Genomic DNA, 23,624 nt, shown 5'->3' with positions numbered 1-23,624 from the left:
GTCCTACGGCCTCACGGCTTCGCCGGGGCGCCGAGGCAGAGCCCGACCGTGGTGGCCACCAGCAGGTCCAGGGCCCGCAGGGTGCCGTGGTCGGGCTGCTCGCCGGGCGCGCGCAGGGCCAGGTAGCGGTCGGTGAGACCGTCGAAGCCGGTGAGGAAGTGGACGGCGATCTCCTCGGCGGGCATGGCCAGTTCGAGGCCGTGCGCCTCGGCGAGGGTCGTGAGCATCTCCGCCGCGGTGCGTTCGATCCCGTGCTGGAGCGCCCGCATGATCTCCTGTAGGTCCGGGTCGCGCATCGCCAGCGCCGCGAACTCGCCCAGCAGCGCGCAGCGCCCGTCCGCGCCGGTCGAGCTCTCCCAGAGCGCGTGGACCAGCGTGGCGACCTGTTCGCCGAAGGAGCCGTCGCCCGGGTAGGCGGCGCGGACGTGGCCGATGAACTCGGCGGTCAGCTGCTCGACGACGGCCCGGTAGAGGTCCTTCTTGGTGCCGAAGGTGTAGTGCACCGTCGCCTGCGCCACGCCCAGCTCGGCCGCGATCGCCCGGGTGCTGCCGGCGGCGACCCCCTCCCGGGTCATCAGGTCGAGGGCGGCCTGGACCAGTTGCGGTCGGCGTTCGGAGGCGGGGACATGAGCCATCCAGCCAGGGTATCGCCATGGTCGGATAACTGCGTCGAATGATTCCGTCACTTGATTCTGTCGACCAACTTTGTCGCCTGACAATATTGCGCGTACGGTGGACCGCGACCTGTTCAGGCACCTGCCTGCCCGACGACCTGACCGAGGGGTCACCCATGGCCACGCACCTCTACCGACTGGGCCGCTACTGCTTCCGGAGACGGCGGGCGGTGCTGGCGGTCTGGATCGCGGTGCTGATCGCGATCGGCGGGGCCGCGGGTGCCTTCGCCGGCAAGACCAGCGACGAGTTCAAGGTGCCGGGCACCGAGGCGCAGACCACCCTGGACCGGATCAAGGACACCTTCCCGGAGCAGGGCCACGGCTCCGCCCAGGTCGTCTTCGCGGCCCCCGCGCCCGGCGGCGCCACCACGCCCGAGGCGGGCAGGGCGGTCAGCGAGGCGGTCGCCCGGATCACCGCCGTCCCCGGCGTGGCCGCCGTGCCCGACCCGTACGCCACCCACGCCGTCTCACCGGACGGCCGGGTCGCGATCGCCCTGGTCTCCTTCGACCACAAGCTCGCCGACGTCACCGACCAGCAGCGCGAGGCCGTCAAGGCCGCCGCCGAACCGGCCCGCGCGGCCGGGCTGGACGTCGCCTTCGGCGGTGACGCGTACAACCGGATGGCGCAGGTCGACGGCGGCGAGGCGATCGGTCTGGCCGTCGCCGGGGTGGTCCTGGTGATCACCCTCGGCTCGTTGGTCGCCGCCGGGCTGCCGCTGCTGACCGCGATGGTCGGGGTCGGTGTGGCGATGGCCGCGATCATGGCGCTGTCCGGCTCGTTCGAGATCATCACCACCGCGCCGGTGCTGGCCCTGATGGTCGGTCTCGCCGTCGGCATCGACTACGCGCTGTTCATCCTCTCCCGGCACCGCCGCCACCTGGACGAGGGCCTGGAGCCGGACGAGGCCGCCGCCCGCGCCACCGCCACCGCCGGCAGCGCCGTCGTCTTCGCCGGCCTCACCGTGGTCGTGGCGCTCGCCGGGCTCGCCGTCGCCGGCGTCCCCTTCCTGACCGTGATGGGCCTGGCCGCCTCCGGCGCCGTCGTGGTGGCCGTCCTGGTCGCGATCACGCTGCTGCCCGCACTGCTCGGCTTCGCCGGCCGCGCCATCGACCGGCTGCCGGTCTGGAAGCGGGCGCTGCGCACCGGCAGCCGGACCACCCTGGGCGAGCGCTGGGGCCGGTTCGTGGTCCGCCGCCCGCTGGCCGTGCTGCTCGTCGGACTGGCCGGACTGGGCCTGCTCGCGGTGCCCGCCGCGAGCCTCCGGCTCGGCCTGCCGGGCGGCGGCTCGCAGGCCGCCGGCACCGATGCGCGCAAGGCCTACGACCTGGTCGGCGAGAGCTTCGGGCCGGGCTTCAACGCGCCACTGGTGGTCGTCGTGGACGCCGGGGGCGTGCCGCAGCCGGAGCAGGCGGTGCAGGGGGTGGCGGCCAGGCTGCAGACCCTGCCGGGCGTGCGGACACTGCTGCCCCCGGCAGTCGACCAGGCCGGGCGCACCGCCCTGCTCACCGTCATCCCGCAGACCGGACCGGACGACGCCGGCACCAGGACACTGGTCAACGAGATCCGCGACCAGCGCGCGCCGCTCAAGACCTCGACCGGCGCGGACATCGCCGTCACCGGTACCACCGCCGCCAACATCGACGTCTCCACCAAGCTCGGCCAGGCACTGCCGCCGTTCCTCGCGGTGATCGTCGGCATCGCGGTGGTGCTGCTGGCGCTGGCGTTCCGCTCGGTGCTCGTCCCGCTCAAGGCGGTGGCCGGCTTCCTGCTCAGCATCACCGCCTCGCTCGGCGCGGTGGTCGCGGTCTACCAGTGGGGCTGGCTGGACGGCCTGATCGACGTGCCGAAGGTCGGGCCGGTGGTGAGCTTCGTGCCGATCCTGCTGATCGGCGTGCTGTTCGGGCTGGCGATGGACTACGAGCTGTTCCTGGTCTCCGGGATGAAGGAGCAGTACGTCCACGGGAAGGCGCCGCGGGACGCCGTGGTGGCCGGGGTGCGCGGCGGCGCCCGGGTGGTCACGGCGGCGGCGCTGATCATGGTGTCGGTGTTCGGCTCGTTCGTCTTCGGCCACGACCCGATCGTGCAGCCGATCGGCTTCGCCCTCGCGGTGGGCGTGCTGGTGGACGCCTTCGTGGTGCGGATGGCGCTGGTGCCGGCCGCGATGGCGCTGTTCGGCAAGGCCGCCTGGTGGTTCCCGAAGAGGCTGGAGAAGGTCGTGCCGCGGGTCGACATGGAGGGCGAGCAGCTGATCGCGCGGCTGGAGCAGCATCCGGTGAAGGAGCCGGCCGGGGTCTGAACCGCTCCCGGGCGCTCGGCGGGCCGCTCCCGTCGGGCGCCCGCGCGCCGCGGCAGCCGCTGCTCGACGGGCGGCTGCGGGTGGTTACGGGTGGTTACGGTAGCCGCTGCTCGACGGGCGGTTGGGGCAGTCGCTGCTCGAACCAGACCACCTTGCCGGTGCCCAGCCGGGTGGCGCCCCAGCGGTCCGCGCACCGGGCCACTATCTGCAGGCCGCGACCGCGTTCGTCCTCCAGCCCGGTACGGCACGGCCGCGGCAGCAGCGGGCTGTCGTCGCCGACCTCGCAGCGCAGCCGAGTGGTGCGCACCAGGCTCAGGGTGACCGGGCGGGTCGCGTGCTGGACGGCGTTGGTCACCAGCTCGCTGATCATCAGCTCGGTCGCCTCGCTGAGCTCGCCGAGCCCCCAGCGGCGCAGCGTGTGGGCGGCCAGCCGGCGGGCCCGGCCGGGCGTCTCGTTGCGCGGCTGGAGGTACCAGTGCGCGACGTCCCCGGCCGGGATGCCGTCGAAGCACGCGCCCAGCAGGGCGATGTCGTCGCCGCGGTCGCCGGGCGGCAGGATCCGCAGCGCCTCCTGGCACAGCTGCTCGGGGGACTGCCAGCGGGCGGCGGCGATCCGGGCGCGGAGGACCTCCAGGCCGTCGCTGATCGGGCGGCTGCGGGTCTCCACCAGGCCGTCGGTGAACAGCAGCAGGGCCGAGCCGGGCGGGGCGGGAAGTTCGACCGAGTTGAAGTCCACCCCGCCGACCCCGATCGGGGCCCCGGAGTCCAGCTCCACCAACTCGGCGGTGCCGTCCGGCCGGACCAGGACGGGCGGGACGTGCCCGGCGTTGGCCAGCACCACCCGGTTGGCGATCGGGTCGTACACCGCGTACACGCAGGTCGCCAGGTGCTGTTCGCGGCCGAGCCGTTGGGCCTGCTCGTCCAGGTGGTAGAGCACCTCGTGCGGCGGAAGGTCGAGGGCGGCCAAGGTCTGGGCGCTGGTGCGCAGTTGGCCCATGATGGCGGCCGAGGTGAGCGAGTGGCCCATCACGTCGCCGACGATCAGGGCGACCCGGTTGCCGGGCAGTGGCACGGCGTCGTACCAGTCGCCGCCGACCTGCGCGCCGCGCTCGCCCGGCAGGTAGCGCTGGGCGAGGCGGACGCCGTGCGGCTGCGGCAGGCGCAACGGCAGCATGCTGCGCTGGAGTTCGTTGGCTATCTCCCACTCGCGGGCGTACCGCAGGGCGGTGTCCACCGCCAGCCCCGCCTGGGTGGCGAGGTGCGCGGCGGTCGCGGTGTCGGCGGCGTCGAAGGCGGGCCGGCCGGTGCGTTCAGGAGGGCGGCGGATCAGCACCAGCAGGCCGAGCACGGCCTTGCGGCCGCGCAGCGGCAGGGCCAGCACCGACGTGCCCGCGGCCAGGCGGGCCAGCCCGCGGGTGCCGTACAGCTCGCGCAGCAGCGCCTCGGTGCGTTCGGCGCCGGGCGTGCCGAGCACCGCGGACTCGGCGGGGCGGCGGCTCAGCAGGGCGTGCGCGAGCGCCCCGCCGCGGGTCACCGGGGTGGCGGGGCCGGTGTCGGCGGTGGAGCGGGAGCCGTACCGGGAGCGGTGCCGGTCGTCCGCGCCGCTCGGCCGGCCGCGTCGCCCGATCCGGGTGCCGGTGCTGTGGTGGATCCGCAGCTCGTCCGGGAAGCCGGGCTCGCGCTCGACGTTGGGCAGCGGATCGCGCAGGTGGACCACGGCGGCGTCGGCCAGCGTGGGAACGAGTACCCGGCCGATGTTGCGCAGCGTCGCGGACAGGTCGAGCGCGCTGTTGATCCGCCGGGTGGCCAGGTCGAGGTAGCCGAGCCGGCCCGCCACGTCCTCGCGCTCCGGGCGCGCGGTCGGTTGGTGTGCCGGTGCCGGTGCCAGGGGCAGGCCGCGCTGGCCCGGGACGGCAGCCGGCTGTCCGGCCTCGGTCTTGAGCTGGTCGCGCACGGCTGCCTGTCCTGGATTCGGTGTGGTCTCTGTGGTGGTCTGCGGTGTCCTGCTGGCGGGCCCTGCTGCCGTGCGGTGGGTCAGCCGACGCGTCGACAGCACAGGAACAGCTGTTCCTCCGGCGGTAGCGTGGTGCTGGCCGGCGCGTACGGATGCCCCGAGCACTCCTCGACGGCGAAGCCCGCCGTGACGAGAACCCGCTCCAGATCCTCCCTCAGATACCCACTGATCCGCAGCTCTCTGCCAAGGAACGGAAGCGGAACGTGATCCAGATCCGCCTCGACCATACCGAGCGCCAGCAGTCCGCCCGGCCGGAGGAGTTCGCGCAGCCGCGCGAGCACGGTCGGGATCTCGTCCTGCGGCAGCAGGATCAGGGAGAAGAACGCGGTGACGGCGGCGAACCCGTCCTTGCCCAGCGGCCCCAGCCCGGGGGCGTTCCAGACCTGCCCGGCGCGCTCGGTGGCCAGATCGAACAGGTCGATCCGATGGAACTCCGGCGGGTGTTCGCCCGGGAACCGGGCCTGCCGGGCCAGCGAGAGCATCACGTCCGAGAGGTCTATCCCGGTCACCCGCAGCCCGCCCGCGACCAGCTGCCTGACCGTCGGGTCCCCGGTGCCGCAGCCCACGTCCAGCACCCGCGCGCCGGGTTCGAGCTCGGCCAGCAGCTGCCGTCCGCAGGCCAGCTGCCCGTCCTTGGCCGGGAACGCCTCGCCGTACCCGGCGCCGATGGTGTCGAAGGCGACGGCTTGCAGGGCACGCGCCGCCCGGCGCCGCCGCACGTCGGGCCCGTCGTCTCCCGCGTCCTCGTCGACGGGGAACGAGTCGGATATCTGTCCGGTCGTCACGATTGAGAGGCACCCTTCCACCCGTGGCCTCCGGCCGGCTGCACGCGGCCGCACGGGAGCGGGATGCCGTCCGCCCCGGCGCCCGTCCTGCCTCGCCGGCCCACACGTTGCCGGCAGACACTCGTGTGTGTACTGGCATCTGAGAATATGCGTGATCTCTGCGCCATGGGGTCCCTTTCCAGCCAACTCGTCATGCTTGGGCCGGTGTGGACGGGGTTGCGGAAGCACGACGGTGCGGGCGGGGGTGGTGCGCGCGGGCTGCGCGCGCCGCATGGCGCGCCGTGGTGGAACGGCTGACCTGCGGTTTCGCCGGGGCGAGGGCCGGCCGTCGGGCGTTTATCGAACGTCAATCGCCGGGGTGCAGAGTGGAGTCCAGCGCCGGGGAAGCGTTGAGGGCGCTCCCGCAGCCGGGGGGCTGCGGGGGCGCCGACGCGCACAACGGGGGTAGGGGCTCTGCCGGGGGGGCGGAGACCTACGGCGCTGGGGAAGATGGGGGAGGCTCGGTGTGCTGTTGGGAGATGAGGTCCGCCACGGGGGAGGCCTCCGGCACACCGAGCCGCGTGAAGATCGCGTGCGCCTCGCGCAGGCAGGCGAGTCCGCGGGCCGGCTGGGCCAGGGCGAGCAGCGACTCGCCGAGGGTGGCGTTCGCGAGGCCCTGGCAGTAGGCGGAGTCCAGTTCCTGGGCGATCACGAGCGACTCGTCGGCCGCTTCGGCCGCCTCGGCGTGTTGTCCGGCGGCGAGCAGGGCGGAGGCCAGGCGGGCGAGGGTGTAGCCCTCCCAGAGCGGATTCTGCTGGGCCTGGAACAGCTGGTGAGCCTCTCGCAGGTAGCCCACCGCCGCCCTCGGCTCGTCGGTGGAGGCGAGCACCACACCGGTCTGGTACAGGGTGTCGGCGAGGCAGGGACCGTTCCTCGACGTCCGGGCCGTCGCCACCGCCTCGATGACCGAGCGGACAGCGGTCTCGGTGTCGCCCAGCTTGAGCTGTGCCCGCGCCATGTTGCCGAGCAGCCGGGCCTCGTTGATCGGAACGCGGACCACCCGGCTGATGCCGAGGGCCTGCTCGAAGAGCGGGATGGCTTCGGCGGGGCGGTTCGTCAGGCTGAGGATGATCCCCAGGTCGTTGCTCGCCGCCGACCGCAGGATCGTCATGTCGTCGGAGCGCTGGAGGGTCAGGCTCTTGCGGAGCGACTGTTCGGCGCCCTGGAAGTCATTGGTGATCGACTGCAGCGTGCCGAAGGCGAAGTGCACCCGGGCCAGGGCGGCAGCGTCTCCGTAGGCGGCGGCGTTGCGCTCGGCGGTCACCAGGAACCGGCGCATCCGCGAGCCGTGCGTGGGATCCCTGACCAGGCTGTTCAGGACGATCAGCAGGTCGACGGCCGGGCGCAGCACGAAGTCCGGTCCTCGCACGGCCGCCTCGACGGCGCTGAGCAGGAAGGTGATCTCCGTCCGCAGCCACTGCCGGGCGTCCCGGCTCGTCGGCAGATCCAGGCCTGACGAGCCCAGGGGGTTGAGCGGTTCCGGGAGCTGGTCGTCGGGCTCGATCACCTGGGCCGCGTTGCGGACGGTCGGGATCAGCAGGTCGAGCAGGCGCAGCACCGCCCGCTCCTGCTCCGTGGTGTCCCCGATCCGCTCGTTCTGCCGTTGGGCGTAGAGCCGGAGCAGGTCGTGGTAGCGGTAGCGGCCGGGGGTGAAGCACTCCAGCATGTTCGCCTCGACCAGCGCCTCGGCGAGGTCCTCGGCGGTGTACTCGTTCGCGCCGAGCAGCGCCGCGGCGGCGGGCAGCGGGATGTCCGGGGAGTCGATCAGGGCGAGCAGCCGAAAGGCACGGGCCTCGTCCGTCGAGAGCTGCCCGTAGCCGAGTCCGATGGTGGTCTCCACGGCGAGGTTGCCGAGCTGGAGTTCGTCCAGTCGCCGCCGCTGGTCGGCTAACCGTCTGGCCAGGTCGGAGACGCTCCAGCGCGGACGGCTGGCCAGCCGGGCGGCGGCGATGCGGACGGCGAGCGGCAGGAACCCGCAGGCGGTGACCACCTGCATGGCCGCCTCCGGTTCGGCGGCGACCCGCTGCTCGCCGACGATGGCCGAGAACAGCGCCAGCGCTTCGTTCGGGGTCAGCTCCTCGACGTCGAACAACTGTGCACCCGGGATGCCGGCCAGCCGGGAGCGGCTGGTGGCGAGCACGGCGCAGCCGGAGACGCCGGGGATCAGCGGTCGGATCTGCTCGGCGTCGCGCGCGTTGTCGAGCAGGATGAGCATCCGCCGACTGGCGAGCAGCGACCGGTAGAGGGCGGCGCGCTGTTCGAGCGAGTCGGGGCTGTCGGTGACGCCGAGCGCGTGCAGGAAGTCGCCCAGGACGGCCACCGGGTCGGCCGGCGAGGTGCCGGCGCCGCGCAGGTCGACGTACAGCTGCCCGTCCGGGAACTCGCCGCGGACGCGGTGGGCGACGTGGACGGCGAGGGTGGTCTTCCCGACCCCGCCGATACCGGCCAGCGAAGTCACCACCACGGCCTGGCCGGTGGCGTTCATCAGGACCGTCGAGAGGTCGCTCACCAGGTCGGTTCGGCCGCTGAAGTCCGATACGTCGGCCGGGAGTTGGGCGGGCGCCGGGGGAGCGGCCGGACCGTCCTCACGGCTCGCCGGGGTGGGTACGGCCGGGAGGGCGAGTGTCGGGTCCGCCGCCAGGATGCGGGCGTGCATCGCGGACAGGCCGGCTCCGGGTTCGACCCCGAGCTCCTCGATCAGCAGCTTGCGGGTGTCGGTGTAGACGCCGAGCGCCTCGGCCTGGCGCCCGCAGCGGTACAGCGCCAGCATCAGCAGCTCGCTCAGGCGCTCGCGCAGCGGGTGTTCGGCCGTCAGGCCGTTCAGCTCGCCGACGATCTCGGCGTGCAGGCCGATGTCGAGGGCGACGGCGCACAGCTCCTCGGCGGCGGCCACCTGCCGTTCGGCGAGCCGCAGCCGCTGGGTGTCGGCGTAGGGGCCGGGGATGCCGGTGAGCGGCCGGCCGCTGAACAGGTCCAGCGCCCGCGCCAGCAGCCGGTGCGCCTCGTGCTTGTCGCCCGAGGCCCGGGCGGCCGCGGCCTCGGCGCAGAGCCGTTCGAAGACCGTCAGGTCGAGGGCCTCGCCGGGGATGCGCAGCGCGTAGCCGTCGGCGACCGAGATCAGCAGTTCGGAGGGCCGGCGTACCTCCCGCCGGGGCTCGATGACGGAGCGCAGGCGGGAGACGTAGGTGCGCAGTGCCGCCACCGCCTGGGCCGGGTGCCGCTCGCCCCAGAGTGCGTCGACCAGGTCCTGCGTGGTGACCGGGCGTCCGGAATGCAGCAGAAGGGTGGTCAGAACTGCCTGTTGCTGGGGAGATCCGAGGGAAAGGGGCTTGCCGTCGAGCCAGGCCTGGACCGGACCGAGGACTTGGAAGCGCAGCGCAGGGGTCTGCGGCGTCTCCCGAAACTCCATGAAAGTCCCCCGATGGCCTGTGGTGTCGATTCCGTGAAAGGGCGCTCGGCGGTCCGCCGTGGTGCTTCAGCTTAGGCGGACGCCCGACTCTGCCGGGCGGCAGCGCAAGCCGCGCGATGTTTATCGGACATTTAATCAACCCTACGATACTGTCCGCACGCCCGTGCCACGGAGGTCGGGCGAGACACATTTGATGACCGAAAGGCGGCCGCCCAATGGCCAACGACCAGAGCGAGACCCCGGTGGCTTCGGCGCCCGAGAACGCGGCGACGACGGATGTCCCGGCCGTCGCTGTGGAGGCGGGCGAGGCTGTCGAGGGCGCGGTGGCCGCGTCCTCGAACACGACCGAGTACACCGCGCCGTCCGACGCGCAGAAGGCGGCGATAGAGAACGACCTGTTCGGGGACGAGGCCGCGCACGTGGTGGAGCCCGTCGCGCCGGCCACGGGCGGGCCGGGCAAGCGGTACGAGCCGGAAGGCATGATCTCCGGCCACCCGTAAGCCGGTCCGGCCGAAGGCCCCGTGCCCCCCGTGTCCCGGTCCGGGCACGGGGGCGCTGTGGGTTTTGGGCGTGCTCCATTCGGCACCGGTGCCCGCCCGGTGGCCGAATCCCGCCCGTGATGCACTCATGGTGACCGGTGATATCCGTAACGTGCCCGACGGTGGGTGCGGGGCGTTCCGGAATTCCGGATTCACTCGGGGGGATTGCGGGTGGGAATGTTGCTGTTTGCGTGCTTTTTGCCGCAATTAGCGCGGAAGATCGTATTCGGCTGAATCGCGGGGCCTGGGAACGGGCGAGACCCGTCCGGGTTCGGCGGTCCATTCGCGGCCGCCGCCCTCGGGGCGCAGGTAGTGCTCCCCGCCGATGGTGTCCATGTAGATGCCGGTGCGTCCGGTCCTCCGGTCGAGGACGAGTTCACCCACGTGCGGCCGGTAGGCCGCGGAGTCGCGCTGACGGGTGCTCACCGCACTGCTCCTCGCTGTTCTGGTGCGGGTGCGGCGCCGGGTGGGGGCCGCGCCCTGGTCGCTGTCCGTGTGTGTGGTGCTCGGCGACTACCCAGCATCTCTAGAGAAGCTAATATCTCTAGAGATGTCAATGGTCGTATCGGCTTACCGTCGGCCGTGGGCGCGCCTACGATTTGTCCGAGGGAGAGGGAGCGGCGATGACCGGCAGCAGTGGCGACAAACAGCCCAAGTACCAACGGATCGCCGACACGCTGAAGGCGGCCATCGACGACGGCCGGTACCGCGCGGGTGACCGGCTGCCGGGCGAGAACGACCTCATGGACGAGTACGGCGTGGCCCGGATGACCGCCCGCCAGGCGCTCGGCGTGCTGCAGAGCGAGGGCATCGCCGAGGCGCGCCGGGGAGCGGGGGTCTTCGTCCGGGACTTCCGGCCGCTGCGCCGGCGCGGGATCCAGCGGCTGGCGCAGGGGCAGTGGGGCTCGGGCCGGTCCATATGGTCGGCGGACATCGACAACCGCCTGCTGGTGGTCGACCAGGTGTCCGTCACCGAACGGGGCGCGCCGGAGCACGTCGCCCGGGTGCTGGGAGTGGATCCGGGCGCGTCGATGTGCGTACGGCACCGCCGCTTCGTGCTGGACGGCAAGCCGGTGCTGCTGTCGACCTCCTACCTGCCAGCCGGCCTGGTCGCCGGTACGGCCATCACCCGCGAGGACACCGGCCCGGGCGGCACCTACGCCCGGCTGGCCGAGATCGGCGCGAAGCCCGTCCACTTCCGCGAGGAGGTCCGCTCCCGGATGCCCGGCGCGGACGAGGCCGCCCGCCTGGAGCTGTCGGCGGGCACCCCGGTCATCCTGATCTGCCGTACCGCCTTCGCCGACGACGGCCAGGTCGTCGAGCTCAACGAGATGATCCTCGACGCCGCCTCCTACGTCCTGGAGTACGACTTCGACGCGTGAGCACGCGCAACGCGGCCGCCCCGGTCGCGACGGACGCGGCCGGGGCGGTCGACGAACGCGGCGCGGCTACTCCTTGGAGCGGACCCGGAGGCTGGTGATCAGCGGGCCCTCGGTGGTCTCGCGGAAGAAGTCGTTGCCCTTGTCGTCGACCACGATGAAGGCCGGGAAGTCCTCGACCTCGATGCGCCAGACGGCCTCCATGCCGAGCTCGGCGTACTCCAGGACCTCGACCTTCTTGATGCAGTCCTGGGCGAGACGGGCGGCGGGGCCGCCGATGGAGCCGAGGTAGAAGCCGCCGTGGGCGGCGCAGGCGTCGGTGACCTGCTTGCTGCGGTTGCCCTTGGCGAGCATGACCATGGAGCCGCCGGCGGCCTGGAACTGGTCGACGTAGGAGTCCATCCGGCCGGCGGTGGTGGGGCCGAAGGAGCCGGAGGCGTAGCCCTCGGGGGTCTTGGCCGGGCCGGCGTAGTAGACGGGGTGGTCCTGGAGGTACTTGGGCATGCCCTCGCCGGCGTCCAGGCGCTCCTTGATCTTGGCGTGGGCGATGTCGCGGGCGACGACCAGGGTGCCGGTGAGCGAGAGCCGGGTCTTGACCGGGTACTTGGACAGCTCGGCGCGGATCGCGGACATCGGCTGGTCGAGGTCGACGCGCACGACGTCGTCGTCCAGGTGCTCGTCGGTGGTGTCCGGCAGGTACTTGGCCGGATCGGTCTCCAACTGCTCCAGGAAGACGCCCTCGGCGGTGATCTTGCCGAGCGCCTGGCGGTCGGCGGAGCAGGAGACGGCCATGGCGACCGGCAGCGAGGCGCCGTGGCGCGGCAGGCGGACGACCCGCACGTCGTGGCAGAAGTACTTGCCGCCGAACTGGGCGCCGATGCCGATCTTCTGGGTCAGCTCGGTGACCTTCGCCTCCAGCTCCAGGTCGCGGAAGCCGTGGCCGGTCTTGGCGTCGCCGGAGGTCGGCAGGTTGTCCAGGTAGTGCGCGGACGCGTACTTGGCGGTCTTGAGCGCGAACTCGGCGCTGGTGCCGCCGATCACGATCGCCAGGTGGTACGGCGGGCAGGCGGCGGTGCCGAGGGAGCGGATCTTCTGCTCCAGGAACGAGAGCATGCTCGCCTCGTTCAGGATGGCCTTGGTCTCCTGGTACAGGTAGGACTTGTTGGCGGAGCCGCCGCCCTTGGCCATGAAGAGGAACTTGTACGCGCCGCCGTCGGTGGCGTACAGCTCGATCTGGGCCGGCAGGTTGTTGCCGGTGTTCTTCTCGTCCCACATGGTCACCGGGGCCATCTGGGAGTAGCGCAGGTTGAGCTTGGTGTACGCGTCGAAGACGCCGCGCGCGATGGCCGACTCGTCGCCGCCCTCGGTGAGCACGTTCTGGCCGCGCTTGCCCATGACGATGGCGGTGCCGGTGTCCTGGCACATCGGCAGGATGCCGCCGGCCGAGATGTTGACGTTCTTCAGCAGGTCGAGCGCGACGAAGCGGTCGTTCGGGCTGGCCTCCGGGTCGTCCAGGATGCGGCGCAGCTGGGCGAGGTGGGCGGGGCGCAGGTAGTGCGAGATGTCGTGCATCGCCTCGGCGGTGAGCAGCCGCAGCGCCTCGGGCTCGACCTGGAGGAAGGTGCGACCGCCGGCCTCGAAGGTGGAGACACCCTCGGAGGTCAGCTTGCGGTACGGGGTCGGGTCAGCGCCCAGGGGGAGCAGGTCGCTGTACTCGAAGTCTGGCGTGGGAGCCATGGGGGCGGTCCTTAGGTTTCCAGTGGTCCGGCTGCGTCGGCGAAGCACCCTCAAGGGTAGGACCCGGCTCCGCGTCGCACGCGGACAGGGCAGCCTGCGTGACCGGGCTCACTCGGCCGCACGTACGAGCGACTAGTCTTGGGCCGTGGACAACTCGCCGTCGCAGGACGATCCGGGGCAGCCGTCCGTGCCGGCGCCCGTACCGATGACCAAGCCCGAGAGCCGGCCCGAGCCGCAGCCGCAACTCCGGCCGCTGCCGGAGCAGAAGACCCAGCCGTCGCACGCCCCGGTGGCGCAGGCGGAGATGCGGGTGTCGGACGCCGACCGCGAGCGGATCGCGGAGCTGCTGCGGGACGCCTACGCCGAGGGCCGGCTGGACGCGGACGAGCACGCGGACCGGATCGGGGCCGCGTACGCCGCCAAGACCTTCGGCGATCTGGTGCCGCTGACCAGGGACCTGCCGGGCCACCGGCCGCTGTCGTTCGAGAAGCCGCCGCTGGAGGCCCCGGCGCCGCGGGCGGTGACGCCGGCGCTGCCGCCCGCCCGCCAGGAGTCGCCGTCGATGGTGGCGATCTTCGGCGGCTCGTCCCGCAAGGGCCGCTGGCGGGTGGGGTCGCACCTGAAGGCGTTCGCGGCGTTCGGCGGGGTGGAGATCGACCTGACCGACGCCGTCTTCGAGTCGCCCGAGGTGGAGATCGAGGTGACGGCGCTGTTCGGCGGCGTCGAGATCCGGGTGCCGGAGAACGTGAGCCTGCACGGCGGCGGCGTCGGCATCTTCGGCGGATTCGACGTCAAGGAGCAGACGGCGGCGGACCCGTACGCGCCGGTGGTCCGGGTCAAGGGCGTCGCGGTGTTCGGCGGTTGCGAGGCCAAGCCGCGCCGGGGCAAGAAGCTCAAGGAGTGGGTGCGCAAGCAACTCGGCACCGAGTAGTCGGGGTTGGCGGGTCGAACGCCCGGCCGGGGATCAACTCCCGGCCGGGCGTTCCGCGTTGTCTCCGGTGCGCTCCGTAGTCGATTGCGTGCAGTGTGCATGAATCGCGGGCGGGCGGGGTAGTTCCTTCCGCACATCGCTTCTTGTACGGCTGCGCACCGGAGGCGGCCCAGCGGCCGACTCGGGGTTGGACAGCGGGGGCTCGCAGCCGGGCAGGGGAGCGAGCTTCCCCGTGTCCGAGAGTCTCGTCAGGAGTACGGCCGTGCTGCATCCGATCGAGTCCCGCACCACCTCGCCCGTCGCCGCCGCGCAGTTGCTGGAGCGCAGTCCGCAGCCGCACCCCCCGGGCGGCCAGGGCCCCCAGACCGCCGCCCAGGGCGCGTCCTCGGGCGAGGACAGCCCCTGGCACACCGGCGCGGCCTGCCGGCGGGACGAGGTGGGGCTGTTCTTCGCGCCCTCGAAGGAGCCGACGGCGGCCCGGCTGTCGCGCGAGGAGCAGGCGAAGCAGGTGTGCGCCCGGTGTCCGGTGCTGCTGGAGTGCCGCGAGCACGCGCTGGCGCAGCCGGAGCCGTACGGGGTCTGGGGCGGGCTGACGGCCGCCGAGCGCCGGGTGGTGCTGGCCCGTCGCCGCCGCCGGGAGTCGGAGCTGCGCGAGGCGACCCGGGTGGTCGCGGGGCAGCGGCGGATAGCGGGCTGACGGGGCTCCTGGTGCGCCCCGGGCCGGACGCGCCGCGGCCTCGGCGGAGGGGGATTCCGCCGAGGCCGCGGGTGCGGTCGCCCGGTGTCAGTTGGCGCGGTCGAAGTCGATCGCGCTGTAGGCCCGCAGCTTCGACAGCTTGTGGACGGAGTTGATCTCGCGGATCGTGCCGCTCTTGGAGCGCATCACCAGCGAGCTGGTGGTGGCGGTCTCCTGGCGGTAGTGCACGCCGCGCAGCAGCTCGCCGTCGGTGATGCCGGTGGCGACGAAGAACACGTTCTCGCCGCTGACCAGGTCGTCGGTGGTGAGCACCCGGTCCAGGTCGTGGCCTGCGTCGAGGGCCTTCTGCCGCTCGGCGTCGTCCTTGGGCCACAGCCGGCCCTGGATGACGCCGCCCATGCACTTCATGGCGCAGGCCGCGATGATGCCCTCGGGGGTGCCGCCGATGCCCATCAGCAGGTCGACGCCGGTGCCCTCGCGGGCGGCCATGATGGCGCCGGCCACGTCGCCGTCGGAGATGAACTTGATCCGGGCGCCCGCTTCGCGGATCTCCCGGACCAGGCCGTCGTGGCGCGGGCGGTCGAGGACGACGACGGTGACGTCCTCGACGGCGCTGCCCTTGGCCTTGGCGACCCGGCGGATGTTGACGGCCGCGGGGGCGGTGATGTCGACGAACTCGGCGGCCTCGGGGCCGGCCACCAGCTTGTCCATGTAGAACACGGCGCTGGGGTCGAACATGGTGCCGCGGTCGGCGACGGCCAGGACGGCGACGGCGTTGTTCATGCCCTTGGCGGTGAGCGTGGTGCCGTCGACCGGGTCGACCGCGACGTCGCACTCGGCGCCGGTGCCGTCGCCGACCCGCTCGCCGTTGTAGAGCATCGGGGCTTCGTCCTTCTCGCCCTCCCCGATGACGACCACGCCGTTCATCGAGACGGTCGAGACGAGGGTGCGCATCGCCTTGACGGCGGCGCCGTCCGCGCCGTTCTTGTCGCCACGGCCGACCCACCGGCCGGCGGCCATCGCGGCCGCCTCGGTGACCCGGACGAGTTCGAGCGCGAGGTTCCGGTCCGGAGCCTCGGGCGCGACCTCCAGGGCGCTGGGAAGGTGGTTCGGGTACTGCGTGGTCATCGTCGTTACCTCTCTGTACGCGACGGCCAGTAAGCGCCCGACTACTGCCTGGTCGAACGCCGTGGTGAGGGTCCTGCGATCGTATCTGCCTATGAGATGACTGTCTGTGGCGCGGGTCGCCACCCGGCGCCCGACCAGGTCGGTTCGTCCCGCTTCACCCGTACGCGGGCACCCCGGGTGGCCGTACCGCCGTAGGGATGAGTCACCATGTGGGGGTGGCTGGAGAGAGCAAACGCATGAGGGGCCGGGAGACCGTACGGGACATGGTCCTGTCGATGCTGGCGGTCGGCGCCGTGGTCTGGATCGGGTACCTGTTCCTTCCGCACGACGCGAACAGCGACCCGGTGCACGTGGTCGAGTACAAGGTGGCGGCGGCCTCCGCGAAGCGCGGCGCGCCGTACCCGCTGCTCTCCCCGGACGGGCTGTCCGACCAGTGGCGGGCCACCTCGGTCGGCTACCAGCCGGCCGCGATCAGCAAGGGCAAGGGCAACGCCTGGCACCTGGGCTTCGTCACGCCGTCCGGCCAGTACGCGGCGGTCGAGCAGAGCGACGTCCCGCGCGACGCGCTGCTGGCCGACAAGATCGCGGGCGGCAAGCCGGACGGCACTTCGGAGGTCGCCGGGCGCACCTGGGAGCGGGTGCAGGGCGAGAAGTCCCGCGCCCTGACCGTGCAGACCGGTGACGCGACCACCGTGCTCACCGGCACCGCCTCCTACGAGGAACTGGCCGAGCTGGCCCAGGCGCTCAAGTAGCCCGTGCCCCCCGGGTCACCCCCGGGGGGAACGGCTCCGTACGCCCCCGCGAACGCCCCGCGGACGCGCCCGTACGACCCCGAACGCCCCCGTGCGCATACGGAGAGGGCCCGCACCGGACGAACCGGTGCGGGCCCTCGCGCGTGCGGCGGATCAGACCGTGGTGACGACCTGGTCGTACTCCAGGCGCGGCGAGCGCGGGAACCACGCGTCGTCGCCCGGCTTGCCGATGTTGACCACGGCCAGCACCGAGTGCTCGCCGTCGCCGAAGAACTCCTTGTTGATGCCCTCGGCGTCGTAGCCGGTCATCGGGCCGGCGGCCAGGCCGGCGGCGCGCACGCCGATGATGAAGTAGGCGGCCTGCAGCGCGCCGTTCAGCGAGGCGGAGCGCTCGCGGACGGTGCGCTCGGAGAAGAACACGTCCTTCGCCTGCGGGAAGTGCGGGAACTGGGTCGGCAGCTCCTCGTGGAACTCGTTGTCCGCGGCGAGGATGGCGACCAGCGGGGCGGTGCTGGTCTTGGCCTTGTTGCCGTCCGCCAGGTGCTGGACGAGGCGCTCGCGGCCCTCGGTCGAGCGGACCAGGACGACGCGCAGCGGCTGCTGGTTGAAGGCGGTCGGGCCGTACTTGACCAGCTCGTAGATGGCCTGGACCTGCTCCTCGGTCACCGGCTCGTCGGTGAAGGTGTTCGCGGTGCGGGCCTCGCGGAACAGCAGGTCCTGAGCGGCGGCGTCGAGTACCAGGGCGTCGGTGGTCATGCTTGTCTGCACCTCATGCGGGAGGGGGTTCGTCGGATTGACCGGCCGTGGCCGGTCACACCATCTCAACATGGATGAAGTTTCAACGATTCCCCGGCCTACTGTGAGCCGCGTCACTGCCCGCCCGCGGCCCCGTCCTCCTCGGCGGCCAGCGCCGCGTCCAGCCGGGCCCGGGCGCCGTCCAGCCAGCGCTGGCACACCTTCGCCAGCTGCTCGCCGCGCTCCCACAGCGCCAGCGACTCCTCCAGCGACGTCCCGCCGTTCTCCAGCTGCCGGACCACCTCCAGCAGCGCGTCCCGGGCGTGCTCGTAGCCCAGCGCGTCGTCCGGGGTCGGTGCCGCCGCGTCCTGCTGCTCCTGCTGCTCTGCCATGCGTGCCAGCGTAGGGGCTGGAGCCGACAGCGCCCGCGCAGCACCGACGCAACGGCCGTGGCGGGGTGAAAGCGGCAGGGCGAAGGCGGCGGGTGGAGGCAGCGGTGGAGGCAGCGGCGAAAACGGATGCAACCGGCCGGCCGGCGGCGCTACCCTCCGCCGCATGATCACGGTCCGACCCGCCACCCCGGCCGACGCCCCCGAGCTCGTCCGGCTGCGCAACCTGATGTTCGAGGCGATGCCCGGCATGGCCGGCCTGACCGGGCCGGGGCCCTGGCAGGCCACCGCCGAGCGGATACTGCGCGAGCGCCTCGCCGCCCCGGCCGGGGAACTGACCATGCCGTCCTTCGTGGTGGACGATCCGCGGCGGCCCGGCCGGCTCGCCGCCTGCGCGGTCGGCACGCTGGAGCACCGGCTGCCCGCGCCGGGAAACCCGGACGGCCGGTTCGGCTTCGTCTTCAACATCTGCACCGACCCCGGCCACCGGCTGCGCGGCTACGCCCGGGCCTGCACCGAGGCGCTGCTGGACTGGTTCGACGACCAGCGGGTCGGCCGGATCGACCTGCACGCCAGCAGTGGCGGCGAGGCGCTCTACCGCAGCCTCGGCTTCGGCGAGCACTCCCGCGCACTCTCCCGGCAGCGCTCCTACGAGCCCTGGCCGTTCGCCACCGCGACGCCGGGCGTTCCTACGAGCCCTGGCCGTCCGCCACCGCGACGTCGAAGGCCCCGCCCGCGACCCGGGCGCGCAGCCCCTCGCCGACCGTGACCTGCGCCGGGTCGGTCACCACCGTGCCGTCCGTCCGCTGGAGCACCGCGTAGCCGCGCTCCAGGGTGGCCGCCGGGGACAGCGCGACCACCCGGGCGAGGGTGTGCCCGAGGTCGCTCTGCGCGTGGTCCAGCCGGTGCCGCAGGGTGCGCCGGGCCCGCTCCAGCAGCGCGGTCACCTCCTGGCCGCGCCCGTCCAGCATCCGGTGCGGAGCGGCCAGCGCGGGGCGGCTGCGCACGCCGTCCAGCCCGTGCTGCTCGCGCTCGACCCGGCCGAGGACGTGCCGCCGGGCACGGTCCCGCAGCAGGCGGACCTTGGCCAGCTCCTCGCCGACGTCCGGAACCACCCGTTTGGCGGCGTCGGTCGGGGTGGAGGCGCGCAGGTCGGCGACGAAGTCCAGCAGCGGCTGGTCCGGCTCGTGGCCGATCGCGCTGACCACCGGCGTACGGGCGGCCGCGACCAGCCGCACCAGCCCCTCGTCCGAGAACGGCAGCAGGTCCTCGACGCTGCCGCCGCCGCGGGCCACGATGATCACGTCCACCTCGGGGTGCTCGTCCAGCTCCCGGACGGCCGCGCTCACCCGCTCCACCGCGCTGACCCCCTGCACCGGGACGTTGCGCACCTCGAAGCGGACGGCCGGCCAGCGCCGCCGGGCGTTCTCCAGCACGTCCCGCTCGGCCGCCGAGCCGCGCCCGGTGACCAGCCCGACGCACTGCGGCAGGAACGGCAGCGGGCGCTTGCGCTCGGCCGCGAACAGGCCCTCCCCGGCGAGCCGCCGCTTCAGCTGCTCCAGCCGGGCCAGCAGCTCGCCCAGCCCGACCGGCCGGATCTCCGAGGCCCGCAGCGACAGCTGCCCGCGCGCCGCGTACCACTCCGGCTTGGCGTGCACGACGACCCGCGCGCCCTCCTGCACCACCTCCGCGACCTGGTCGAACACCGAGCGGAAGCAGGTCACCGTGAGCGACACGTCCGCCTGCGGGTCGCGCAGGGTCAGGAACACCACGCCCGCCCCCGGCCGGCGGCTGAGCTGGGTGATCTGCCCCTCCACCCAGACCGCGCCGAGCCGGTCGATCCAGCCACCGATCAGCGCGGAGACCTTGCCGACCGGGATCGGGGCTTCGGGGGAGCTGGTGTTGGCCATGCGTACGAGGTTAGGGCCTGTCCGGGGAGCTGGTGTCGGCCGTGTACGCGAGGCTAGCGGCGCCCGCCGACAGGGCCGCCCGGAGCGGGGGAGCCCTGGACGCCCAGCACCACCAGCCCGACCGCCAGCCAGATCAGCCCGACGAGCTGCGCGGTCGTCGAGGCCTCGTAGACCACCGCCGCGATCACCACGATCCCCAGGGCCGGGACGAGCAGGTGCCGCACCCGGTCCCGGGAGCCGTGCCGCACCGTGTACCAGCCGATCACCGAGGCGTGCAGCAGCGCGAAGGCGGTCAGCGCGCCGACGTTGACCACCGAGGTCAGCTGGTCCAGCCCGTCGTCCCGGTCGGCCGCCCAGACCGCCGCGGCCATCGTGATCACCGCGGCCGCCAGCAGCGCCCGGCGCGGCACCGCGGTGGCCGGGTCGACCGTGCCGAGGACGCGCGGCAGCCGCCCCTCCCGGCCCATCGCGTAGACCAGCCGCCCGGCCGCCGCCTGCCCGGCCAGCGCCGCGAAGGCCGCGCCGATCGCCTTGCTGGCCGCCACCAGGACGTGCAGCCAGTGCCCGACCCCGCTCTCCACCGTGTCGTAGAAGGCCGAGCCCTGCGCCGCCGGGTCGGCCGCCAGCTGCTGCGGGCCCAGGGGTTCCAGCAGTGCGGCCAGGTAGGTCTGGGCGACGAACAGCACCCCGGCCAGTGCCAGGCACCAGAGCACGGCCCGGGCCACCGCCGCCGAGGCGCCGACCGCCTCCTCGACGAAGGTGGCGATCGCGTCGAAGCCCAGGTAGGAGAGCACCGCGACGGACACGGCCGAGATCACCGCGGTCAGCGAGAAGGTGCCGACGGCGGTGAACGGGGTGTCCCAGCCGCGCCGGGCGCCGCCCTGGAGCAGCGCCACCACGGCCGCGGCGACGAACACCGCCAGCACCGCGATCTCCAGGGCGAGCACCGCGAAACCGACCACGGCCGCCGTCCGTACGCCGATCAGGTTGAGCGCGGTGGTCAGCACCACCGCGAGCGCCGTCCAGACCCAGCGGGAGACCCCGGGCACCAGCGAGTTCAGCGCGATCCCGGAGAACAGGTAGGCGACCGCCGGGATCAGCAGGTAGTCGAGCATCGCCATCCAGCCGGCGATGAACCCGGGCCCCTCGCCCAGCCCGGCCCGCGCGTAGGCGAAAACCGAGCCGGTCTGCGGCACCGCGCGCACCATCTGGGCGTACGAGAAGGCGGTGAAGCCCATCGCGACGGTCGCGGCCAGGTAGACGGTGGCGACGGCGCCGTGGCTCCTGGCGTCCAGGACGCCGAACACGCCGACCGGCGCCATCGGGGCGATGAACAGCAGGCCGTAGACCATCAGGTCGCGGACGCTCAGGCTGCGGCGCAGGCCGCCCGGTTCCGTTTGCCCGTTCGCAGAGCTCATAGACACCACATTTGAGCACCGGCGACCGGGTCTGTCCGGAAAGCGCCTCCCGTCGGCGCGGCTCGGCGCCGCCCGTACGATGGAGCCATGTCCAACACCGCGCCGCGCCGTGTCCTGCTCGCCGCCCCCCGGGGCTACTGCGCGGGTGTAGACCGCGCCGTGATCGCCGTGGAGAAGGCCCTGGAGCAGTACGGGGCGCCCATCTACGTCCGCAAGCAGATCGTCCACAACAAGTACGTGGTGCAGACCCTGGAGAAGAAGGGCGCGATCTTCGTCGACGAGACGGAGGAGGTGCCCGAGGGCTCGATCGTGGTCTTCTCCGCGCACGGCGTCGCGCCGTCCGTCCACGACGAGGCGAAGGCCGGCCGGCTGGCCACCATCGACGCCACCTGCCCGCTGGTCACCAAGGTGCACAAGGAGGCCGTGCGCTTCGCCGACGAGGGCTTCGACATCCTGCTGGTGGGCCACGAGGGCCACGAGGAGGTCGTCGGGACGATGGGCGAGGCCCCGGACCGGATCCACCTGGTGGACGGCGCCGAGGACGTCGCCAACGTGCGGGTCCGGGACGAGTCCAGGGTCGTCTGGCTGTCCCAGACCACCCTGTCGGTGGACGAGACCATGGCCACCGTCGGCGAGCTGAAGAAGCGCTTCCCGGCGCTGGTCAGCCCGCCCAGCGACGACATCTGCTACGCCACCCAGAACCGCCAGGTCGCGGTCAAGCAGATGGCCCCCGAGACCGACCTGCTGATCGTGGTCGGCTCCAAGAACTCCTCCAACTCCGTCCGCCTGGTCGAGGTCGGCCTGGAGTACGGCGCCAAGGCCGCCCACCTGGTGGACTTCGCCGAGGAGCTCCAGGAGGCCTGGCTGGAGGGCGTCGGCACGGTCGGCCTGACCAGCGGCGCCTCCGTCCCGGAGATCCTGGTCGAGGGCGTGCTGGAGTGGCTGGCCGCGCGCGGCTACGACACGGTCGAGACGGTCAAGACCGCCGAGGAGCACCTGACCTTCTCGCTGCCCAAGGAGCTGCGCCGCGACCTGCGCGCCGAGGCGGCGGGCAAGCTGTAGGGCCGGTCCCGGGACCGCTCCCGGGTCCTTTCGCGCAGAGCCCGGCACCCCCTCGGGGTTGCCGGGTTTTCTGCTGTGCGTCCACCCGTGCCCTCTCGTAGTTTTGTGCACAGGCTGTGGACAAGCGGTCCGCGGCCCCGGCGGAGGGTGGACGTGATGGCGGCGGTATTCGGCGTGGACATCGGCGGTTCGGGCATCAAGGGCGCCCCGGTCGACCTCGCCCGGGGCGTGCTGGCCCAGGAGCGGTACAAGGTGCTCACCCCGCAGCCGTCCGCCCCCGAGGCCGTGGTCGCCGCCGTCCGCGAGGTGGTCCGCCAGTTCGACCACCAGGGCCCGGTCGGGCTCACCTTCCCCGGCGTGGTGGTCGGCGGCCGGACCAGAACCGCCGCCAACGTGGACAAGGGCTGGATCGGCCTGGACGCCGCGGGCCTGTTCCGCGAGGCGCTCGACCTGCCCGCGACCGTGCTCAACGACGCCGACGCGGCCGGGCTCGCCGAGACCGTGCACGGCGCCGGGCGCGACCAGTCGGGTGTGATGCTGGTGCTCACCTTCGGCACCGGCATCGGCAGCGCGCTCTTCGTGGACGGCGTGCTGGTGCCCAACACCGAGCTGGGCCACCTGGAACTGCGCGGCAAGGACGCCGAGCGCCGGGCCTCCTCGGCCGCCAAGGAACGGCACGGGCTGACCTGGGAGCAGTGGGCCGGGCGGGTCGACGAGTACCTGGACCTGGTCGAGATGCTGTTCTCGCCGCAGCTGGTCGTGATCGGCGGCGGGGTGAGCCGCAAGCACGAGAAGTTCCTGCCGCTGCTGCGGGAGCGGGAGGCGCGGGTGGTGCCGGCCGAGCTGCGCAACGACGCGGGCATCGTCGGCGCCGCCATGGCGGCGGCCCGGGCGGCGGGCTGAGGCCGCCCGCCCGAGGCACCGCTCAGCGGGAGCGCTGGATCCGGCGCTGGGCCACGAACCGGGCGAGCACGATCAGCGCGGCCAGCCCGGTGCCGGAGAACAGCCAGCCGGCCCGCAGCGCCAGCCCGGTCGCCAGCGCCACCACCTGGGCGGTGACGCCCGAGGAGGTGACCGGCCCGAGCAGCAGCAGCGCCAGCGCGAAGGCGATCGGCCCGCTGATCGGTGCGGCCAGCAGGTCGACGTAGCGCACCCGGACGGCCAGCTGGAAGCAGACGGCCAGGTAGCCGAGGCCGAACAGCCAGCCGAGGCCGTCGAACAGCAGCCGGTCCAGGCCCGCGACGGCGAGGGTCGCCAGCACGGCGGCCACGCCCGTGCCGATGGCGGTCAGCCGGGTCGGCCGTCCGGTCCGGCGCCGCCCGTACAGCGGGGCCTCGGCGCGTCCGCGCAGCGGCAGCCGCAACCGCAGCCTGGGGGTGGCCGGGCGGGCGGTGGTGGCGGCGGGTGGCCCGGCTACCGGGCGTAGCCGGGCGGCGGGGGCGGCGGCGGGGGCTCCGGCGGTCTCGGGAGCCCGGCCGGGCCCGGGGACGGCGGCCCCGGCCGCGCCGTTCGGCGGTCGGCGTCTGGGCCCTGGCGGCTGGGTACGGATGCTCTGCTCCACCCGCCCAACGTACGGTCCGATCATCGCCACACTGTGTAATGGACCGTTCAGGTCTTGCCCCGTGTCTCCTGGCGGAGTGTTGATGTGATCGTCGTTCACCGGCCTGACCTGTCCGGCCCGGCCGCCCGGGCGGCCGGCCGGAGTTCCTGGCGCCCCTCCCGGCGGCGA

21 protein-coding genes are annotated in these 23,624 nt (G+C 73.1%); 9 read left to right on the top strand and 12 right to left on the bottom strand.

Going from position 1 to position 23,624, the window contains the following annotated elements; translation table 11 throughout:
- Positions 1–11: 11 nt before the first annotated feature.
- On the bottom strand, positions 12–635 hold the full coding sequence (locus AC07AL_RS11275) for a TetR/AcrR family transcriptional regulator (protein ID WP_363585452.1): 624 nt from the start codon (positions 633–635) through the stop codon (positions 12–14).
- 155 nt (positions 636–790) lie between these two features.
- Between AC07AL_RS11275 and AC07AL_RS11270 the strand changes: the two genes are divergently transcribed.
- Positions 791–2,971: an MMPL family transporter gene (locus AC07AL_RS11270; protein WP_478317352.1), complete on the top strand. Its 2,181-nt coding sequence runs from the start codon at positions 791–793 to the stop codon at positions 2,969–2,971.
- 94 nt (positions 2,972–3,065) lie between these two features.
- On the opposite strand, the gene AC07AL_RS11265 is transcribed toward AC07AL_RS11270, so the two are convergent.
- From AC07AL_RS11265 to AC07AL_RS11255, 3 genes are all read right to left on the bottom strand, one after another.
- Entirely contained in the window at positions 3,066–4,925 is a 1,860-nt protein-coding gene (locus AC07AL_RS11265; RefSeq protein WP_478317351.1) for an ATP-binding SpoIIE family protein phosphatase, read from the bottom strand.
- Between the two features lie 80 nt (positions 4,926–5,005).
- Positions 5,006–5,770, bottom strand: a complete 765-nt coding sequence (locus AC07AL_RS11260; RefSeq protein WP_363585449.1) for a class I SAM-dependent methyltransferase — start codon at positions 5,768–5,770, stop codon at positions 5,006–5,008.
- Between the two features lie 472 nt (positions 5,771–6,242).
- Positions 6,243–9,218 carry an AfsR/SARP family transcriptional regulator gene (locus tag AC07AL_RS11255; RefSeq protein WP_363629578.1) on the bottom strand — a complete coding sequence of 992 codons (2,976 nt, stop codon included), beginning with the start codon at positions 9,216–9,218 and terminating at the stop codon, positions 6,243–6,245.
- 215 nt (positions 9,219–9,433) lie between these two features.
- On the opposite strand from AC07AL_RS11255, the gene AC07AL_RS11250 reads away from it, so the two are divergent.
- A complete protein-coding gene (locus AC07AL_RS11250; RefSeq protein ID WP_363585447.1) occupies positions 9,434–9,718 on the top strand; it encodes a hypothetical protein in 285 nt (94 codons plus the stop codon).
- Between the two features lie 246 nt (positions 9,719–9,964).
- Here AC07AL_RS11250 and AC07AL_RS11245 read toward each other — a convergent pair whose 3' ends face one another.
- Positions 9,965–10,183, bottom strand: a complete 219-nt coding sequence (locus AC07AL_RS11245) for a hypothetical protein (protein WP_363585446.1) — start codon at positions 10,181–10,183, stop codon at positions 9,965–9,967.
- 197 nt (positions 10,184–10,380) lie between these two features.
- Here AC07AL_RS11245 and AC07AL_RS11240 point away from each other — a divergent pair, with 197 nt between their 5' ends.
- Entirely contained in the window at positions 10,381–11,139 is a 759-nt protein-coding gene (locus tag AC07AL_RS11240) for a GntR family transcriptional regulator (protein ID WP_363585445.1), read from the top strand.
- Between the two features lie 66 nt (positions 11,140–11,205).
- Here the strand turns inward: AC07AL_RS11240 and AC07AL_RS11235 are convergent, their stop codons facing one another.
- Positions 11,206–12,873: a fumarate hydratase gene (locus AC07AL_RS11235; RefSeq protein ID WP_063347981.1), complete on the bottom strand. Its 1,668-nt coding sequence runs from the start codon at positions 12,871–12,873 to the stop codon at positions 11,206–11,208.
- Between the two features lie 205 nt (positions 12,874–13,078).
- Between AC07AL_RS11235 and AC07AL_RS11230 the strand changes: the two genes are divergently transcribed.
- Together AC07AL_RS11230 and AC07AL_RS11225 are read left to right on the top strand one after the other, a co-directional pair.
- Positions 13,079–13,804: a DUF1707 SHOCT-like domain-containing protein gene (locus AC07AL_RS11230; RefSeq protein ID WP_400809888.1), complete on the top strand. Its 726-nt coding sequence runs from the start codon at positions 13,079–13,081 to the stop codon at positions 13,802–13,804.
- Between the two features lie 313 nt (positions 13,805–14,117).
- Positions 14,118–14,501 carry a WhiB family transcriptional regulator gene (locus tag AC07AL_RS11225; protein WP_371522692.1) on the top strand — a complete coding sequence of 128 codons (384 nt, stop codon included), beginning with the start codon at positions 14,118–14,120 and terminating at the stop codon, positions 14,499–14,501.
- A gap of 87 nt (positions 14,502–14,588) precedes the next feature.
- On the opposite strand, the gene glpX is transcribed toward AC07AL_RS11225, so the two are convergent.
- Entirely contained in the window at positions 14,589–15,629 is a 1,041-nt protein-coding gene (gene glpX / locus AC07AL_RS11220) for a class II fructose-bisphosphatase (protein ID WP_063347979.1), read from the bottom strand.
- A 197-nt stretch (positions 15,630–15,826) separates the two neighbouring features.
- Between glpX and AC07AL_RS11215 the strand changes: the two genes are divergently transcribed.
- A complete protein-coding gene (locus AC07AL_RS11215; RefSeq protein ID WP_363629574.1) occupies positions 15,827–16,381 on the top strand; it encodes a DUF4245 domain-containing protein in 555 nt (184 codons plus the stop codon).
- A 153-nt stretch (positions 16,382–16,534) separates the two neighbouring features.
- Here the strand turns inward: AC07AL_RS11215 and AC07AL_RS11210 are convergent, their stop codons facing one another.
- Complete coding sequence (locus AC07AL_RS11210; protein WP_363585443.1) at positions 16,535–17,137, bottom strand: malonic semialdehyde reductase; 603 nt, start codon at positions 17,135–17,137, stop codon at positions 16,535–16,537.
- A gap of 113 nt (positions 17,138–17,250) precedes the next feature.
- Positions 17,251–17,508: an exodeoxyribonuclease VII small subunit gene (locus tag AC07AL_RS11205; protein WP_363585442.1), complete on the bottom strand. Its 258-nt coding sequence runs from the start codon at positions 17,506–17,508 to the stop codon at positions 17,251–17,253.
- 163 nt (positions 17,509–17,671) lie between these two features.
- On the opposite strand from AC07AL_RS11205, the gene AC07AL_RS11200 reads away from it, so the two are divergent.
- Positions 17,672–18,274 carry a GNAT family N-acetyltransferase gene (locus tag AC07AL_RS11200; RefSeq protein WP_478317350.1) on the top strand — a complete coding sequence of 201 codons (603 nt, stop codon included), beginning with the start codon at positions 17,672–17,674 and terminating at the stop codon, positions 18,272–18,274.
- On the opposite strand, the gene xseA is transcribed toward AC07AL_RS11200, so the two are convergent.
- Both xseA and AC07AL_RS11190 read right to left on the bottom strand, forming a co-directional pair.
- Positions 18,195–19,415 carry an exodeoxyribonuclease VII large subunit gene (xseA, locus tag AC07AL_RS11195; RefSeq protein ID WP_478317349.1) on the bottom strand — a complete coding sequence of 407 codons (1,221 nt, stop codon included), beginning with the start codon at positions 19,413–19,415 and terminating at the stop codon, positions 18,195–18,197. The two genes, AC07AL_RS11200 and xseA, sit on opposite strands and share 80 nt — an antisense overlap.
- Before the next feature lie 53 nt (positions 19,416–19,468).
- Positions 19,469–20,833 carry an APC family permease gene (locus AC07AL_RS11190; RefSeq protein WP_363629570.1) on the bottom strand — a complete coding sequence of 455 codons (1,365 nt, stop codon included), beginning with the start codon at positions 20,831–20,833 and terminating at the stop codon, positions 19,469–19,471.
- Between the two features lie 87 nt (positions 20,834–20,920).
- On the opposite strand from AC07AL_RS11190, the gene AC07AL_RS11185 reads away from it, so the two are divergent.
- Together AC07AL_RS11185 and ppgK are read left to right on the top strand one after the other, a co-directional pair.
- A complete protein-coding gene (locus tag AC07AL_RS11185; protein WP_363585438.1) occupies positions 20,921–21,895 on the top strand; it encodes a 4-hydroxy-3-methylbut-2-enyl diphosphate reductase in 975 nt (324 codons plus the stop codon).
- Positions 21,896–22,051: 156 nt separating this feature from the next.
- The gene (ppgK, locus tag AC07AL_RS11180; protein ID WP_478317348.1) at positions 22,052–22,798 is read left to right on the top strand and encodes a polyphosphate--glucose phosphotransferase; all 747 of its coding nucleotides are present in this window, start codon (positions 22,052–22,054) and stop codon (positions 22,796–22,798) included.
- 22 nt (positions 22,799–22,820) lie between these two features.
- Here the strand turns inward: ppgK and AC07AL_RS11175 are convergent, their stop codons facing one another.
- Positions 22,821–23,456, bottom strand: a complete 636-nt coding sequence (locus AC07AL_RS11175; protein ID WP_363621372.1) for a DUF6542 domain-containing protein — start codon at positions 23,454–23,456, stop codon at positions 22,821–22,823.
- Positions 23,457–23,624: the final 168 nt, after the last annotated feature.

This window comes from Kitasatospora sp. NPDC043949 (genome assembly GCF_056435365.1).
The sequence above is the reverse complement of the archived record's forward strand: the minus strand, read 5'-3'. Positions and strand labels throughout refer to the sequence as shown.